Genomic DNA, 15125 nt, shown 5'->3' with positions numbered 1-15125 from the left:
CCCGGGTCAGAACAGGCTCAGCAGGGCCTCCGCCGGGTCGGTGAGGGTGCCCTCGCCGCCCGGCAGGGGCAGTTCGAACCACACCGTCTTGCCGCGGGGGGTGCGCCGGGAGCCCCAGGCCGCGCTGAGCAGACCGACCAGTTGCAGGCCCCGGCCGCCCTCGTCGGTGTCCCGGGCGCGCCGGCGCCGGGGCTGGACCAGGCCGGCGTCCCAGACCTCGCAGACCAGGGTGCGGTCCAGCAGCAGCCGGAGCCTGATCTCCCCCTCGCCGTACCGCAGCGCGTTCGTCACCAGCTCGCTGACCAGCAGCTCCGCGGTGTCGACCAGCGGCTCCAGGTCCCAGGAGAGCAGCTGTGCGCGGGCGTACTCCCGGGCACGGCCCACACTGCGCGGCTCGCGCGGCAGCGTCCAGTCGCCGACGGACTCGGCGGGCAGCCCCTGCACGCGGGCCATGAGCAGGGCGATGTCGTCCTCGCCGTGGTGGGTGTCGAGGGTGTTGAGGACGTGGTCGCAGACGTCCTCCAGGGGCCGGCTGGGGTCGGTGAGCGCGCCCACGAACGCCTGGAGGCCCTCGTCCAGCGGGTGGTCGCGGGACTCGACCAGACCGTCGGTGTACAGCGCGAGCAGTGCGCCCTCGGGGAGTTCGACCTCCACCTCCTCGAACGGCTCGCCCCCCACGCCGAGCGGCATGCCGGGCGGCACGTCCAGCATCAGCGCCGCCTCGCCGGGCTCCACCAGGACCGGTGGCAGATGGCCGGCGTTGGCGAACGTACAGCGCCTGGTGACGGAGTCGTACACGGCGTACACGCAGGTCGCCAGGTACACCTCGGAGAGGTCGGCGTCCCGGGGCTGGCGGGCGGTGCGGGTGGCCTGCTGGACCCCGCCGGGCGTGCCGAGGCCGCGCGCGATCTCGTCCAGCGCCGAGAGGACTTCGGCCGGTTCCAGGTCCAGCAGGGCCAGCGTGCGTACGGCGGTGCGCAGTTCGCCCATCGCGACGGCCGCGCGCAGTCCCCGGCCCATGACGTCCCCGACGACCAACGCCGTGCGGTGGCCGGGCAGTTCGATGACGTCGAACCAGTCGCCGCCCACCTCCGTCGCCGCGTTGCCCGGCAGGTAGCGGCAGGCGATGTCCAGGCCGGAGGCCTCGGGGTCGCCGGGCGGCAGCAGGGACCGCTGCAGTATCAGCGCGCGTTCGTGTTCCCGGCGGTACAGGCGCGCGTTGTCGATACAGACGGCGGCCCGGGCGGCCAGCTCGACCGCGAGCTCCCGGTCGCGCTCGCCGAACGGCTCGCTGCCCTTCGTCCGGGCGAACTGCGCGAGTCCGACCACCGTGTCGTGGGCGACCATCGGCACGGCCAGCGTGGACTGCACGAGCCCGCCCTCCTCGGCGGGCACGTGCTGCGGCCGGGCGGTGCGCAGGGCGTCCGCGCAGGGCGAGTTGAACGGGAAGTGGTGGACCGCGCCGACCTCGACGGGCTTGCCGGAGCCGCTGAAGGGGGCGCTGAACGGGGCGCCGGAGACGGCGCTGGCGAAGGCGACGCGGCGCAGTTCGGCGCTGCCGTCGGCGAGGCCGGGCGGGGTCTCGTCGCCGGCCAGCAGGCCCTGGTAGAGGTCGACGGTGGCCAGGTCGCAGAAACCGGGCACGACCACGTCGAGGAGTTCGCGGGCCGTGGTCTCCAGGTCCAGGGAGTTGCCTATGCGGGCGCCGGCCTCGTTGAGCAGCGCGAGGTTGCGCCGGGCGGCGGCGGCCTCGCGGGCGGCGGCCCGGCGGGCGGTGATGTCGGTGCCGAGCCAGGCGATGCCGATGGGCCGGCCGCTGCCGCTGTGCACGCGGTAGAGGTTGACGGACCAGTGCCGGCGCTCCTCCGAGCCCGGGACGAACCCGGTGACGTGCATGTCGGTGATGGACTCGCCGGACTCCAGCACCCGCCGCAGGGTGGCCGAGACCCGCTCGGCCTCACCGCGCGGCAGGTAGTCGTGGACCTCCTTGCCCCGGTGGTCGTCCGGGGTTCCGCCGAAGATGGAGGCGAACCGCATGTTCGCGCGGCGGACCCGCAGGTCGATGTCGATCAGCAGGAACCCGAAAGGGGATTGGCCGAAAATCGCCTGGGAGGCGGCGAGGTCGGTCTCGATGCTGCGCAGTGTGCGGACGTCCACGACGATACAGACAGCGGCGTTCTCGCCCTCGGCGGTGCGCGTCGGCATGACGTAGACCTCGGCCAGGCCCTCCTCCCCGCGGCCGCCGTCCGCTCCGTCCGGCATCCGGAACGGCACTACCCCGGTCCACTCCCGCCCGTCGAGGATTTCGGCCATCTTCCGCTGGCCGCGCTCGCGCAGGTCGGGATCGATGAAAGCCTCTATCGGGTCCATGCCGACGGCGCGTTCGGCGGGGATCCCGAAGAGCTGCTCGGCGCGCAGGCTCCACTGCTCGACCAGTCCGCCGGGACCGATGGAGAAGGACGCGACCTTGATGTAGTCATAGATCGAACCGGGCGGACTGCTCTGCCACATGGCGTCACCGGGCACCGCGGAAGCGCCCGCGGCCTGCCTCCTCGCGCCGTCCGACGGGTCCTCGGACTCCGTGGCCTTCGCTGGTATCTCGCTCACGCGAACCGTCCCCTCCAGCTCACCGCGCCCGGCACCGGTCACCGGGGGCGGCTGCCCGCAGTATCCAGCACTACGGCGCCGCACGACACGGTGTTCACGATCACAGCTCGGTCCAGGCGGTTTTCGGACCGGTCCGTGACAACACTTCCACTCTTCTAACCAGGGAACACGCCGCCGAACCACCCATCGCCGGACCGCGTGCGCCCCCGGCGCGCACGATGGGCGGCACGCCGCCGGCTGTACACCCCCGTGCCCCTGCGGCTGCCGCCGCGTCACCCCGGTACGGCCAGTTCGAACCAGACGGTCTTTCCGCCCGCGCCGGGCCGGGTGCCCCAGCGCCGCGAGGAGCCCGCGACCAGCTGGAGGCCGCGTCCGCTCTCGTCCTCGGGCCGCGCGACGCGCTCCCGCGGCGGGTCGGGCAGCGGGTCGGAGACCTCCACGCGCAGGGTGCCGGCGGGCTCGGCGGGGCGGACCAGCCGTACGCCGATGGGGCCGGTGGCGTGCCGCAGGGAGTTGGTGACCAGTTCGCTCACCAGCAGGGCGGAGAGATCGGCGAGGCAGTCGAGGCCCCAGCCGTGCAACTGGCCGCGGACCGCCGCGCGAGCGCTGCGCACGGCGCCCGGTTCCGCGGGAAAGGACCACTCGGCGCAGTCGCCATCGGGGTCGATCACGCCGATCACTTCCCAGGCCAGCAAACCCACCGATGTCCGATTTCGTGGGGTTAATGGGCACATACCCGAAATCCGGGCCCCAGTACCCCGGGAGAGGGCGCATTGGCGCACTCCTCCACGAACGGCGGCGAACGGACGCGCACGGGTGAGGGGCGGTGCGCTCGAGGGGCGGGTAGGCGCGCGGCGGGCGCGAGGTGGGATGCGTGCGGGCGACTGGCGAGGGGCGGGGGCGTGGGGCCGACTAGCGCGGGGCGGGCGGGTGACCTGCGGGGGGGCGGGGGCGTGGGGTCGACTGGCGTGGGGTGGGGGGGGCGTGCGGCCTACCGGCCGGGGGGGCGGGGCGTGCGACCGACCTGCGAGGGGCGGAGTGCGTGCGGCCGACCGGTGTGGGGCGGGGTGCGGGCGGCCGACCTGCGAGGGGCGGGGTGCGTGCGGCCGGTGGGTGTGAGGGGTGGCGTGCGCCTGGAGATTCAGCGCGGCCCCGCGGCCCAGTGGGCGGTCACCTCGCGCACGGCCGGTACGTCCTGGGCCAGCCACGGTACGTCCCACACCTCGTCCGGGGTCAGCCAGCGCAGGTCGTCGTGGTCCTGGAGGGGGGTCGGCCGGGCCGAGCCGGGGCGCAGGCGGGCGGTCCACACCTGGAGGACGTACGGCGTCCGCAGCGGCCACTGCCCCGGCACCCGTCCGACCGGCTCGGCGTCGACGCCCAGTTCCTCGCGCAGTTCGCGCACCAGGGCGTCCTCGGGCCGCTCCCCCGCCTCGACCTTGCCGCCGGGCAGTTCCCAGCGTCCGGCCAGGTCGGCGGGGGCACTGCGGCGCGCGGCGAGCAGCCGTCCGCCGTCGAGCAGGGCGGCTCCCACCACCACGATCCGTTCCGCCCCGGGTGTCATGCGCGTCATGGACCGGAGCCTACGGGAGCCCGCGCGCGGTCAGTTCTGGGTGCCGTCCCCGTTCTGACCGATGCGCTCGACCCAGTACAGCTGCTTGTGCCCCCGGTCGTCGAGGCTGTCGGCGATCTTCTGCGCCTCCGCGCGGGTCGCGTAGCGGCCGACCCGGTAGCGATTGCCGTTGTCGTCCTGCCGTATCACGATCCAGGGAAGGGAGACCGTGCCCTCACTCATGGCCCCCACCGCCCGCGTTCCTTCTCGCACCGCCCCGCCCTCCCCCACTCCGGGGCCCCCGCCGCGCCCCGCCTAAGGAAACCGCAATCCGCATATGCCCGAGCGTACGCCCAACCTTCACGCTGCGAATACGGCTTTTCACAAAGAGGTACGCAACCAGCCAGAACGCCGGGGGCGCACGGGCCGAATGCGCCGTCACGCACTCCCCCGCCCGGGGTCGTGGGCATGCCAGGACCACCCGTGGCCACCTGCGAGAACGGCCGGATTACGGCGGTACGAGGAGAAGGCGGACAGAGCCGGACGGCGGAGGACGGCGCACCACGGTGTGCGCTACCTCACGCAGAAGGGCGCGCGAAGCACTCACCGAGGACCAGGGGCGGTTACTTCACCAGGGGCGGTTACTTCACCGGCAGGTGATAGGCGACCCGGTAGCGGTCGGCCGGGATGACGACGTCGGCGGTCTCCACCGGGCGGCCGGAGGCGAAGTAGGTGCGCTGGACGACCACGACCACGTGCCCGGGGACGCCACCGAGCAGGTGCAGCTCCTCGGCGAGGCCGGGGCGGGCGCCGACCTCCTCGGTGACGTTGTCCACGATGACGTCGATCGCCCGCATCCGCTCGACCACGCCCATCCCTCCGAGCGGGCCCTCCTCGGGCAGCATCACCGGGGTGCGGCCGGTGACGGCGAGGGGTTCCCAGGAGGTGGAGAGCATCATCGGCTCGCCGGCCTCCCGGAAGAGGTACTTGGTGCGCATCACCCGGTCGCCGGCCGGGATCGCGAGCCGCTCGGCGATGGCCGCGCCGGCCTCGGCCTGCTCGCTGCTGGACTCCCAGGTGCCGCGCACCGAGGCGTCGGCCTGCTCCTGCCGGAAGGGCGTGGCGCCGCCCGCCGGCCGGTACCCGGAGCGGGCCACCCGGCGCGGCACGGGCCGCTCGCGCACATAGGTCCCCGAGCCGGAGCGGCCCTCGACCAGCCCCTCGGCCATCAGGACCTTGCGGGCCTCCAGGGCGACGGTGTCCGAGACGCCGTACTCCTCGCGAATGCGGGCCTGTGACGGGAGGCGGGTGTGGGGCGGGAGCGAACCGTCGACGATCTTCTTGCGGAGATCACCCGCGACGCGCAGGTACGCCGGCTGCTCACCGAAAGTCACTGGCCGCTCCCATCAGGTTGTACAGACAGCAACAGCGTGGCAACCGTGGGTTGTGCGATGCAAGCAAAGGCCAGAGAATCACTCGATGTGATGACAAAGCGCCGGTGAGGGCTTTACCCAGGCACTTTCTCCCCCGTATAGGGCTGCTCACACCCCGGGAACTCCGGGAGGACGCCCGAGCGTTGGATGGGGGACGGGGAGCGGCACGCACAGCGGGGGGGCGGAATGCGGGTGGAGACCGGGCCGGACGGCCGGGTGGGCGGCACGGCCGTCCGCGCGGTCAACGGACTCACCGCGCGGTGGGCGCAGAACTTACGCGAGGGCACGGTGTTCTCGGCGCCGGGCGTGTGGCCGTTGCTGGCCTTCCTCGCCGACGGCGCGGCCGGGCCGGCGCGCGCGGAACTGGCCGGCGCCCTGGGCGTGCCGGCCGAGCGGGCGGCCGGTGCCGCACGGGAGCTGCTCGCGGGGCTCGCGCCACTGTCCGGCCTGGACGCGGCGCTCGGCCTGTGGACGTACCACGGGCTGGCCCTGCGCGAGGAGTGGCGGGCCGGACTGCCCGCCGGCACCCACGGGGTCTTCGGGGACGACCTCGTCACCGCGCAGGAGCGCCTCGACACCTGGGCGGCCGAGCGGACCGGCGGGCTGGTCGAGCGCATGCCGGTGACGCTGACCCGGGACGCGCGGATGGTGCTGGCCACCGCCCTCGCGCTGCGCACCGAGTGGCGGCAGCCCTTCACCGAGCGGCCGCTGCGGCCCGACGCCGGCCCCTGGCGGGGCCGCACCCTGCGCGGCCTGCACCGGCGCAGTGTGCGCCCGGACCGGGTGGGGGTGGCGGGCACCCCGGACGGCTTCGTCACCGCGCTGACGGTGCCCGGGGACAACGGCGTCGCCGTCCACCTGGTGCTCGGCGAGGAGCGCATGACACCGGGTCAGGTGCTGGCGGCCGGTGTGGGGGTCGTGGAGCGCGCCCTGCCGCTGACCGCGGGCGGTGCGCTGCCGCACGGGCACGTGGGCCCCGGTCTGCATGTGGAGCAGCAGCCGGCCGCCGAGCCGGAGCCGAGGACGCTCGACGTGACGACGGTGGCGTACGAGGTGCGGGCCGACCACGACCTGCTCGCCCTGCCGGGCCTCTTCGGCCTCACCGCGGCGACGGACAACGACGCCGCCCACTTCCCCGGCGTGAGCCCGTACCCGCTGGCCGTCGGGGAGGCCCGCCAGTCGGCCGTGGCCCAGTTCGGCGCGCTCGGCTTCCGGGCGTCGGCGGTGACGGCGCTCATGCCGGTACCGGCCGGCGCGGCCCCGCGGTACCGGTACGAGACGACTGTCGTCCGCGTCACCTTCGACCGCCCCTTCGCCTTCCTCGCCACCGACCGCGAGTCCCGCCTGATCCTGGCGGCGGGCTGGATCACCGAACCGGCACCGCACCCGCCCACGGTACGGACATGACCGAACGCTTCGCCCCCGGCCAGGTCATCGTGCGCCGCGAACCACTGGACGGCAGGCCCTGGATCACCTACCCCGTGCGCGTGGTGGAGGACAGCGAGGACCTGCTGGCGGTGTACCTGGCGCAGGGCACGCCCATGACGTTCGGTCCGGGCCCCTTCTCGTGGGGGCCGCACCCGTGGCAGGCCATCGCGGACACCTGGCAGTCGCCCGGGGTGCTCCAGTTGCAGCGGCCCGGCGATCCGTACGCGGTCTGGGTCTTCTGGAGCGAGGACCGTTCCCGGCACGACTGGTACGTCAACTTCCAGCGGCCGTTTCGCAGGACGACGCTCGGCATCGACACCCTCGACCTGGAACTCGACATCTGGGTGCCCGGCGACGGCGGCCCCTACCGCTGGAAGGACGTCGAACACTTCGAGAGCCGGGCGGAGACGGGCGGCTTCGCCGAGGGCGAGGCCGAGCGCATACGCGAGGCGGCCCAAGGACTGGCGCACGCTCTCGACCGGGGCGAGCCCTGGTGGGACCCGGCCTGGTCCCGATGGCGCCCGGACCCCGCCTGGCCCGTCCCGGACCGCGTGCCCATGACGTCGGTGGAGGCGGGGCCGCCCGCTACGGATTGAAGCGGTGGCCGAGATCATCGACGGTCTGTCCAGGCCGCGGTGCGGGGCGGCGGAAACCGCTCAGCCACGCGATGGCGCACTCGACCACCCGGCGGTGCCCTCCCATGCCTGGCCTGCGGGTGGCCGCACCCAGGCCAGCAGGCGACGCAGCAGCAGAGCCTCGTCCGCGTCCCGCGGGGCCGTCAGTGCGGTGCGCAGGGCCTGTTCGGCGTGAGCGGCGCCGCCGGAAGCGAGCAGCTCCTGCGCGGCCCGCCAACGGGTGTCGACACCGGCCTCGGGAGCCGTGACCACCCGGCACCACAGGGTGGTCGCCGCCTCCGGGAGACCTTTGGCAGTCAGCAGCCGTGCGAGGGACACATGCTGGTCAGCCGTCAGACGCACCGCGGCTTGGATCCGGCCCACGATGTCGGACGCCGCCTCCCGGCCTTCCACCGCCAGCCATGCCTTGACCACGGCCTCCAGTTCGGGGCCGACCAGACCAGGATCTGCCAGAAGCTCCTGGCCCAGCACCCGTACGGCCGTCGCCTCACCGTACTCGGCGAGCAGGGGCAGCAGCGCGGCCCGCAGAGCAGGGCCGCCGTACGGGTGGTCGCGCAGGGCGGCGAGCACCTCTGTGCAGGCGTCCTCCGTGGCGAGCCGGAACAGGACACGGGCGGCCGAGACGAAGCCTCCGTGTCCACTGCCCGGATGACGGAGCAGACGTCGGGCCAGGGGCAGCAGGCCGCCCGCGTCAGCGCCGGCTTCTGCCAGGTCCCGCAGCGCGATGACGTAGGAGTTCGCGTCCGCCCGGCGCCGGTCCAGCCATCTGAGGACCTCCCCGGCGCACGACGGGCCGAGGGACCGGATGAGCGCCATGGCCTCCAGTCCGAGGTTGCGCCGAAGTTCGGGGTCCGGATCGTCGAGGCTGAGCCGGACCACTTCCGCCGCCTGGCGCGGATGCCCGGCCTCGGCCAGGTCGATGGCGATGCTCGGGCGTTCGTCCGAGTTCCACACCTGGTACCCGCGCAGCAACTCGACCAAGCCGTCGGCGGCCTTCGCCCCCTCTCGGTCGAGCCAGCTGTGCACCACATCGTCGATGGAGTCGCTGTCCGTGCTGTACTCGATGGTGTACGCCAGGAGCGGGAGCGCCTCTTCGACCAACCCGAAGAGGAACAGCACCTGCGCCAAGGCGGCCTTGGCCCACTCCCGGGTACGGGTACGAGCCGCTACCGCCGCCTTGACTCGCGGCGCGGCCGACGGTCCCTCCAGTCGGTACCAGAACTGCCCGGCTCGCGTCAGGGTTCCGCCGTTCTCCTCGTTGCCGGCCAGGACGGAGCACACGAACTCCGCCAGTCCTTCGGTACGCCCCAGTGCGGCGAGTTCCTCCGCAGCCGTCAGGCGGTGCCAGGTGGAAGCTGTCGGCAGAGCGAGCACGTCCGACAGCAGCCTGGCCCGGAAATCCGTATCGACGGGGTCGAGCGCGGCCAGCTCCCGGCAGCAGTCCAGGGCACCGTCCTCCGGGAGCCGCCGTGCGAGGTCCTGGAGCAGCGCGACCCCCTTGGGAAGCGAGGCAACCTCCGCGTACGCCGCGGCCGCGCCGACGCGCAAGGAGACGTCGAGTCCGTCGGCCTCCGCGATCCTCCGCAGTCTGGCCGCCAGGCGATGGTTCCCCCGTAACTGGGACAGCTCCCGCAGCACCTGGCGGCCACGGCCGCGGTACCGGTCCAGGTCGTCGGAATCCCGCCCGAGGTCGGCCACCCGCTCGATGACCGCCTCCTCCAGCGCCTCCCCCAGCCGTACGCCGGAGGTGATCAGCCTCAGCGCCATGATCCGGTGGTCCAGGTCGCCGGCCAGCAGATGCCGTACGAGCAGGGTCACGTCGTGTCCCGGGCGCCGGGCCCACAGGGCGAAGGTGAACAGCACCCGGTTCCGGGAGGACGGGCTGCGGATATCACCGGCCCAGTCGTCGAGGTCCGGGAAATCCGCCGGGATGCGGGCGGCCTCCTCCCTCGCGGCAAGGAACTCCGCGAACGACAGGTGCAGGAAGGACAGCTCACCGTGGTCGTGGACGAGGGCCCCGCTCTGCCCGAGGAACTGCCCCAGTTCATCGCGGGCCACGGCCGGCCAGGCCAGCTCCCCGGGCAACTCCGTGTCCAGCCACCGCACAGCGGCGTCCAGCAGAGAAGCGGAGGCGCTCGCGGTGCGGACCTCCGCCAGATGAGCCACCAGGTGATCCCGGTGGTCCAGCAGCCACTCGGCCAGCCGTCCCTGGCCACGTCGCTCCCAGCGGGCCCGGAACCCCTTGTCCACCTCGTCCGCGCTCTCCCGGGCACTGGCGACGTCGGCGAGAAACTGCTCGTAGAGTGCGACCCGTCCGCGCGGCAGCGGCGCGCCGGGATTCCGGCTGCGGTGCGCGGCGGCGATGGTCGTCAGCAGCGGCACCTGCAGCACCTCACCGAGACCGGCGTGCCCGACCTCCTCCAGGAAGGTACGGGCTTCGGCGGCCGGATCATCGGCTCCCTGGGCGGCGAACCAGCGCCGGGCGAAGGCCGACTGCTGCGCGGAGTCGAAACCGGTGAGGGTGTAGAAACCCATGGACGGCAGGTCCCGCAGGGGCGTCAGCTCGTCCTGTGGAAGCGGCCGGGACGTGATCAGCAGCCGGAGGACACCGTGCGGCCTGATCTCCCGGGCAAGGTTCTTGAGGATCAGCTGCCGCTCGTCCGGCGAAGCGACCTCGTCAAGGCCGTCGACGATCACCAGCCAGCGCGCCCCGTGCGGCCTTACAGCGAATCGATCGGCTGGAACGGCGCTGCGCAGCGTTCCGGCGCGGTCGGCGGCGTCACTGAGCTGCTGGTGGAAGGCACGGCGGGTCCGCAGGTCGGTCGCCGTGACCCCCAGGGGGACTACCGCCTCCTGACACCAGGGATCCTCCGCCCTCTCCTCGCGCAGCCAGTAGCGGGCGAGCTGCCGGACCAGATGGCGGCCGAGAGTGGTCTTGCCCGCGCCCGGACCACCGGTGACGAACAGGTGGTCGTGAGCGGACAAGGCCGCGGCCAGGGTCGGTGCGGGGCCCGTGGCGTGCGGCGCGTGCCGTGCGGCGTTCTCGGAGAGCGGCTGGAGATCCTGCTCGATGTGGATGTGGGACAACGGGGGTTTGCGTACGCCCAGCAGGTCGTACGGGAACTGCTCAGCGGCCTCCGCCTGGCTGCCGAGCAGGTCCTCGAGCCAGGCGTCGGGCAGCGGGATGTCGGGCCATTCAACGGGGACAGGGCCGGGCTCGGACCGCCGGACGGCGAGCTTCCGGCGCTCCAGCGCGAACCGTGCACGGCCCCAGACGTCGGCGACCGCCTGCCGTGGCAGTCCCAGAGCCTCGGCGAACTGCTCGTTGGTGGACAACTCGTGAAGCCGACGAGCACCGACGATCTCGTAGACCGTGTTCTTGCCGGGCACCCGATGATCCGAACCACGCGCGGAGAGGAAGGCGTGGACGGTGTCGTACCCGGCGGTGCGCAGGGCCGCACGGAACCATTCCGCCAATTCGCGAAGTTCGGGTCGCGCTCGGCCGGTCGTGACGGGCCTTCCGCCGCCCATGCCCTCCCCCTCGCTCCGTGATCGGTTTCCCCTCCGTTTCCCCACGCTAGACGGAAATTCGGGCGGACGCGGAGAGTTGGCGTCACCGGTTCGACGGCCGGAAACCAACTCGACGACAGAAGGAGAACGGTCCCCATGGTCGGTACGGGGAATGCGGCTGCGGCCTCGGCGGGCGGGTACGGGTGGCTGCTCACGGTCCTCCTGGTGCTTGCCGGATCGGCACGGTGGTGGGTGCGCCACCGGACGGAGGAGCGCCGGGAACGAGAGCGTGAGCGGCAGTACACCCGGCGAATCGAAGCAGCCGTGTCCGGCACGGAGTCCCGTCACCGCGCAGAGGTGGTAGCCGCCTGCGTCGGACTGAAGCGCCAGCTGTGATCAGCACCACGGAATTTGTGTACACATGGCACACTCGGTGCGCTTGAGCGCATGACGCAGCAACTGCCCGTAGAGTCCATCCGCGACGTGCGCGCCCATCTGGCGGAAGTCGTGGAGCGCGCGGACCGCGACGACGTGCCCACGGTCATCACGCGCCGGGGGAAGGAAGTCGCCGCCGCCGTCTCCATCGAGGTGCTGCGCAAGTACCAGGAGTGGGAAGAGCGCGAGATCAACCGGATCATCGACGAGCGCATGGCCAACCCGGCTCCCGGCATCCCGATCGAGGACATCATGAGGGAGACGCTGGCGCGCGGTGAGTGAGTACCGAACCGTCTTCCGGCCGGAGGCGCAGGCCGAGCTTCGGAAGATCCCACGCGACATGGCCCTGCGCATCCTGGCCAGGCTGACCGAGCTGGAGAGCGATCCCCTCGGCTTCGACACCACCGCGCTCGTGTCGCAGCCGGAGCGCCGTCGACTGCGCGTCGGCGACTACCGGGTCGTCTACACCCTCGACAACGGAGAGCTCGAGGTGTGGGCCGTACACGTCGGGCATCGCTCCACCGTTTACGGCACCTGATGCCGACTGGTCCGGCGTCGGAATATCCCTCGCCCATCCAGCACGGCGACGACGAAGGGGCCGGCCCCCGGAGGAGCCGACCCCTTCTGACCTCACGTTTGACCAGAATCAGCACCGGCGACAAGTCCGGGACTCCAGGACGACAGGAACGGCAGCCGCCCGAGGACGATCTCGTGGCCCACGCCTCGTCGAATCGCTACGGTTGAGCCATGACCGCACTGCCCGACTGGATGCGCCCGCCGCGCGAGGAAGGCTGGTTCGCGGAAGACCTGGACCGCCTTCCCGAGGCACCCCGTCACACCGAGCTGATCGACGGAGCGCTTGTCTTCATGAAGTCGCCGCAGAGGTGGTGGCGCGGCCACCTCGTCACCATGCTCACCGTCGCTCTCATGGAGCAGGCGCCCGGCGATGTCAGGGTCGGCCGCGAGATGACCATAAGGCTCGACGAGCGAAACCGGCCCGAGCCGGATCTGCTGTTGACGACGGCCGACTACGACGGAGACCGCACTTGGTTCGCGCCGGACGAGGTGCGACTGGTCATCGAGGTCGTCTCACCTGAGTCCGCGCACCGGGACCGCACGGTCAAGCTGCGCAAGTACGCGGAGGCCGGCATCCCGCACTACTGGTGCATCGAGGACGAAGACGGCGCCCCCGTCGTCCACGTCTACGAACTCGACGAACCCACGGGCGTCTACGCGCCCGCCGGCATCTTCCGGGGCACCCTGAAGCGGCCTGTGCCGTTCGAGATCAGCCTGGACCTCGACAAGCTCACCCCGCCGAGGAGCAAGTAGGAGTCAGCACAAGAACGGCGCAGGGCAACCGCAAGAATCTGCCGACCACCACCCGATCTAGGACGCCACCCCGTACCGCGCCCCGATCCCCGCGATCACGATCGCCAGACCTTCCTCGAACTGGCGGTCGTAGTCGCCGAAGAGGAGTTCGCCGGCCGCCGCCGCGAGGGGGTAGTCGGCCAGGCGGCGGGCGCGGTCGGCGATGTCGGTGCGGGCCTTCTCGTCGCTCGGCAGGGGGCGCATGCCCTGCTCCTCGGTGACGAAGCCGATGGTGTAGGCGTGCACCGTGCGGCCCGCGTCGACGGCCTGGGCGAGGGTCAGCCCGGCGTCCGTCAGCAGGCGCAGGTTCGCCTCCAGGGCGGGGGCGTGGTCGGTGCCGGTGAAGCGTGAGCCGCTGAAGACCTTGGCGCCGTCGCGGTAGCCGAGCAGCGCGGTGCGCAGACCGCGGTTGACCTTCAGCAGGCGTTCCCGCCAGGTGTCGGCGGGGTCGAGTTCGATGCCGGCCGCCATCCGCCGGAACATCTGCGTCGCCATCTCGTCGAGCAGCGCCTGCTTGTCCTTGAAGTGCCAGTACAGGGCGGGCGCCTTGACGTCCAGCTCCCTCGCGATGGCGCGCAGGGTCAGCCCGTCGAGGCCGGTCTCGTTCAGCAGCCGCAGCGCCGTGTCGGCGACCCGCGCACGGTCCAGGGGTGATCGTCGTTCCGTACTCACCCTTGACAGCTTAACAGCGTTAAGGGCACGCTCATGGCCGTCGGAACTTAACGGTGTTAAGGAGAGGTGGCCATGGATACGACGGATGTCCTGATCGTGGGTGCGGGCCCCACCGGACTCGCCCTCGGCATCGACCTCGCCCGGCGCGGGGTCGCGGCCCGGCTCGTGGAGCGCGAGGACGCCCTGTTCCCGGGCTCGCGCGGCAAGGGGATCCAGCCCCGCACCCAGGAGGTCTTCGACGACCTGGGCGTTATCGACACGGTTCTCGCCGCGAGCGGGCCCTACCCGAACCGGATGGTCTGGCAGGACGGCGAGCGGGTCGGCGAGGTGTCGATGTTCGAGCGGTTGGAGCCGGACGCGGGCACCCCCTACCCCGCGCCGCGGATGATCCCGCAGTGGCGCACCCAGGAGATCCTGTACACCCGGCTCACCGAGCTGGGCGGGAAGGTCGCCTTCGGGCGTGAGGTCACGGGCCTTGAGCAGGATGCGGACGGCGTGGACGTAACGTTCGCGGACGGTACGACGGCCCGCGCGCGCTATGTGGTGGCGGCCGACGGCGGGCGCTCGGGGATCCGGCGGGCCCTAGGCGTCGGCATGACCGGCGAGACCGTCGACCCGGCGCCGTTCGTGGTGGCGGACCTGCGGGTGCGGGGCCTGGACCGGGAGTACTGGCACGCCTTCCCGGCCGCGGACGACAGCGTCCTCGGGATCTGCCCGCTGGCCGGCACCGAGGAGTTCCAGCTGGCCGCGCGGCTGCCGGTGAGCGCGGAGCCGGATGTGACCGAGGACGGGGTGCGCGAACTGGTCGCCCGGTACACCCACCTGTCCGCCGAGGACGTGCTCGAGGTGCGCTGGGCCTCGGAGTTCCGGCCCCGGGCGGCGCTCGCGGACCGGTTCCGGGTGGGCCGGGTGTTCCTGGCGGGCGACGCCGCGCATGTGCACTCGCCGGCCGGCGGGCAGGGCCTCAACACCAGCGTCCAGGACGCCTACAACCTCGGCTGGAAGCTGGCGGCGGTCCTGGAGGGCGCCCCCGAGTCCCTGCTGGAGACGTACGAGGAGGAGCGGCGGGCGAACGCCGCGGCCATGCTGGAGCTGTCCACCGGCGTGCACCACGGCGAGGTCCAGCGGGGCCGGGCCACCGTCCAACTCGGCGTCGGCTACCGGGAGTCGTCGCTCAGCGCCGAGACCCGCACCGACCCGGGACCGGTGCGCGCGGGCGACCGTGCCCCGGACGCCGAGGTCTCCGGCGGCCGCCTCTTCGACCTCTTCCGGGGACCGCACTGGACCCTGCTGGGCGCGACCGCTGCCCCGCGGGCGGGCGTGCGGACCCTGCCGTCCGCCCCCGACTCCTACGGCCCCGGCGTCTTCCTGATCCGCCCCGACGGCTACGTCGGCTGGGCGGGCGAGACGGTGACGGAGGACCTGGCGGCCTACCTCGACGGCGTCGGCATCCGCTGAACCCCGCCCGCATCGGGCACCGGGGCCGGG

General features: G+C 72.6%; 13 protein-coding genes. 6 read left to right on the top strand and 7 right to left on the bottom strand.

Features of this window, described 5'->3' with window-relative positions; all coding sequences use genetic code 11:
* Window positions 1–6 precede the first annotated feature (6 nt).
* The 5 genes from ACZ3ZD_RS03790 to ACZ3ZD_RS03770 all read right to left on the bottom strand — a co-directional run bounded on the left by ACZ3ZD_RS03790 (window position 7) and on the right by ACZ3ZD_RS03770 (window position 5550).
* Window positions 7–2607, bottom strand: coding sequence for a SpoIIE family protein phosphatase (locus ACZ3ZD_RS03790; RefSeq protein ID WP_467393076.1), 2601 nt, complete (start codon window positions 2605–2607; stop codon window positions 7–9).
* A 272-nt stretch (window positions 2608–2879) separates the two neighbouring features.
* Complete coding sequence (locus ACZ3ZD_RS03785) at window positions 2880–3341, bottom strand: ATP-binding protein (protein WP_467393074.1); 462 nt, start codon at window positions 3339–3341, stop codon at window positions 2880–2882.
* A 407-nt stretch (window positions 3342–3748) separates the two neighbouring features.
* Window positions 3749–4177, bottom strand: a complete 429-nt coding sequence (locus ACZ3ZD_RS03780; protein WP_467393072.1) for a (deoxy)nucleoside triphosphate pyrophosphohydrolase — start codon at window positions 4175–4177, stop codon at window positions 3749–3751.
* A gap of 30 nt (window positions 4178–4207) precedes the next feature.
* The gene (locus ACZ3ZD_RS03775) at window positions 4208–4399 is read right to left on the bottom strand and encodes an SPOR domain-containing protein (RefSeq protein ID WP_030649874.1); all 192 of its coding nucleotides are present in this window, start codon (window positions 4397–4399) and stop codon (window positions 4208–4210) included.
* A gap of 398 nt (window positions 4400–4797) precedes the next feature.
* Complete coding sequence (locus ACZ3ZD_RS03770) at window positions 4798–5550, bottom strand: GntR family transcriptional regulator (RefSeq protein ID WP_467393070.1); 753 nt, start codon at window positions 5548–5550, stop codon at window positions 4798–4800.
* Window positions 5551–5775: 225 nt separating this feature from the next.
* Between ACZ3ZD_RS03770 and ACZ3ZD_RS03765 the strand changes: the two genes are divergently transcribed.
* Window positions 5776–6996, top strand: a complete 1221-nt coding sequence (locus ACZ3ZD_RS03765) for a serpin family protein (protein WP_467393068.1) — start codon at window positions 5776–5778, stop codon at window positions 6994–6996.
* Entirely contained in the window at window positions 6993–7613 is a 621-nt protein-coding gene (locus ACZ3ZD_RS03760; RefSeq protein ID WP_467393066.1) for a ribonuclease FAU-1 family protein, read from the top strand. The genes ACZ3ZD_RS03765 and ACZ3ZD_RS03760 overlap by 4 nt, the downstream gene beginning before the upstream one ends.
* Window positions 7614–7673: 60 nt before the next feature.
* On the opposite strand, the gene ACZ3ZD_RS03755 is transcribed toward ACZ3ZD_RS03760, so the two are convergent.
* The gene (locus ACZ3ZD_RS03755) at window positions 7674–11129 is read right to left on the bottom strand and encodes an NACHT domain-containing protein (RefSeq protein ID WP_467393064.1); all 3456 of its coding nucleotides are present in this window, start codon (window positions 11127–11129) and stop codon (window positions 7674–7676) included.
* 480 nt (window positions 11130–11609) lie between these two features.
* Here ACZ3ZD_RS03755 and ACZ3ZD_RS03750 point away from each other — a divergent pair, with 480 nt between their 5' ends.
* The 3 genes from ACZ3ZD_RS03750 to ACZ3ZD_RS03740 all read left to right on the top strand — a co-directional run bounded on the left by ACZ3ZD_RS03750 (window position 11610) and on the right by ACZ3ZD_RS03740 (window position 12926).
* Window positions 11610–11879 carry a type II toxin-antitoxin system Phd/YefM family antitoxin gene (locus ACZ3ZD_RS03750; RefSeq protein WP_467393062.1) on the top strand — a complete coding sequence of 90 codons (270 nt, stop codon included), beginning with the start codon at window positions 11610–11612 and terminating at the stop codon, window positions 11877–11879.
* Window positions 11872–12135, top strand: a complete 264-nt coding sequence (locus tag ACZ3ZD_RS03745) for a type II toxin-antitoxin system RelE family toxin (protein WP_467393060.1) — start codon at window positions 11872–11874, stop codon at window positions 12133–12135. The genes ACZ3ZD_RS03750 and ACZ3ZD_RS03745 overlap by 8 nt, the downstream gene beginning before the upstream one ends.
* Before the next feature lie 209 nt (window positions 12136–12344).
* Window positions 12345–12926, top strand: coding sequence for a Uma2 family endonuclease (locus ACZ3ZD_RS03740; RefSeq protein ID WP_467393058.1), 582 nt, complete (start codon window positions 12345–12347; stop codon window positions 12924–12926).
* Window positions 12927–12983: 57 nt separating this feature from the next.
* Here ACZ3ZD_RS03740 and ACZ3ZD_RS03735 read toward each other — a convergent pair whose 3' ends face one another.
* Complete coding sequence (locus ACZ3ZD_RS03735; protein WP_467393056.1) at window positions 12984–13637, bottom strand: TetR/AcrR family transcriptional regulator C-terminal domain-containing protein; 654 nt, start codon at window positions 13635–13637, stop codon at window positions 12984–12986.
* A 72-nt stretch (window positions 13638–13709) separates the two neighbouring features.
* On the opposite strand from ACZ3ZD_RS03735, the gene ACZ3ZD_RS03730 reads away from it, so the two are divergent.
* Window positions 13710–15095, top strand: coding sequence for an FAD-dependent monooxygenase (locus tag ACZ3ZD_RS03730; protein WP_467393054.1), 1386 nt, complete (start codon window positions 13710–13712; stop codon window positions 15093–15095).
* Window positions 15096–15125: the final 30 nt, after the last annotated feature.

Source organism: Streptomyces sp. NPDC023481 (assembly GCF_055560195.1).
The sequence above is the reverse complement of the archived record's forward strand: the minus strand, read 5'-3'. Positions and strand labels throughout refer to the sequence as shown.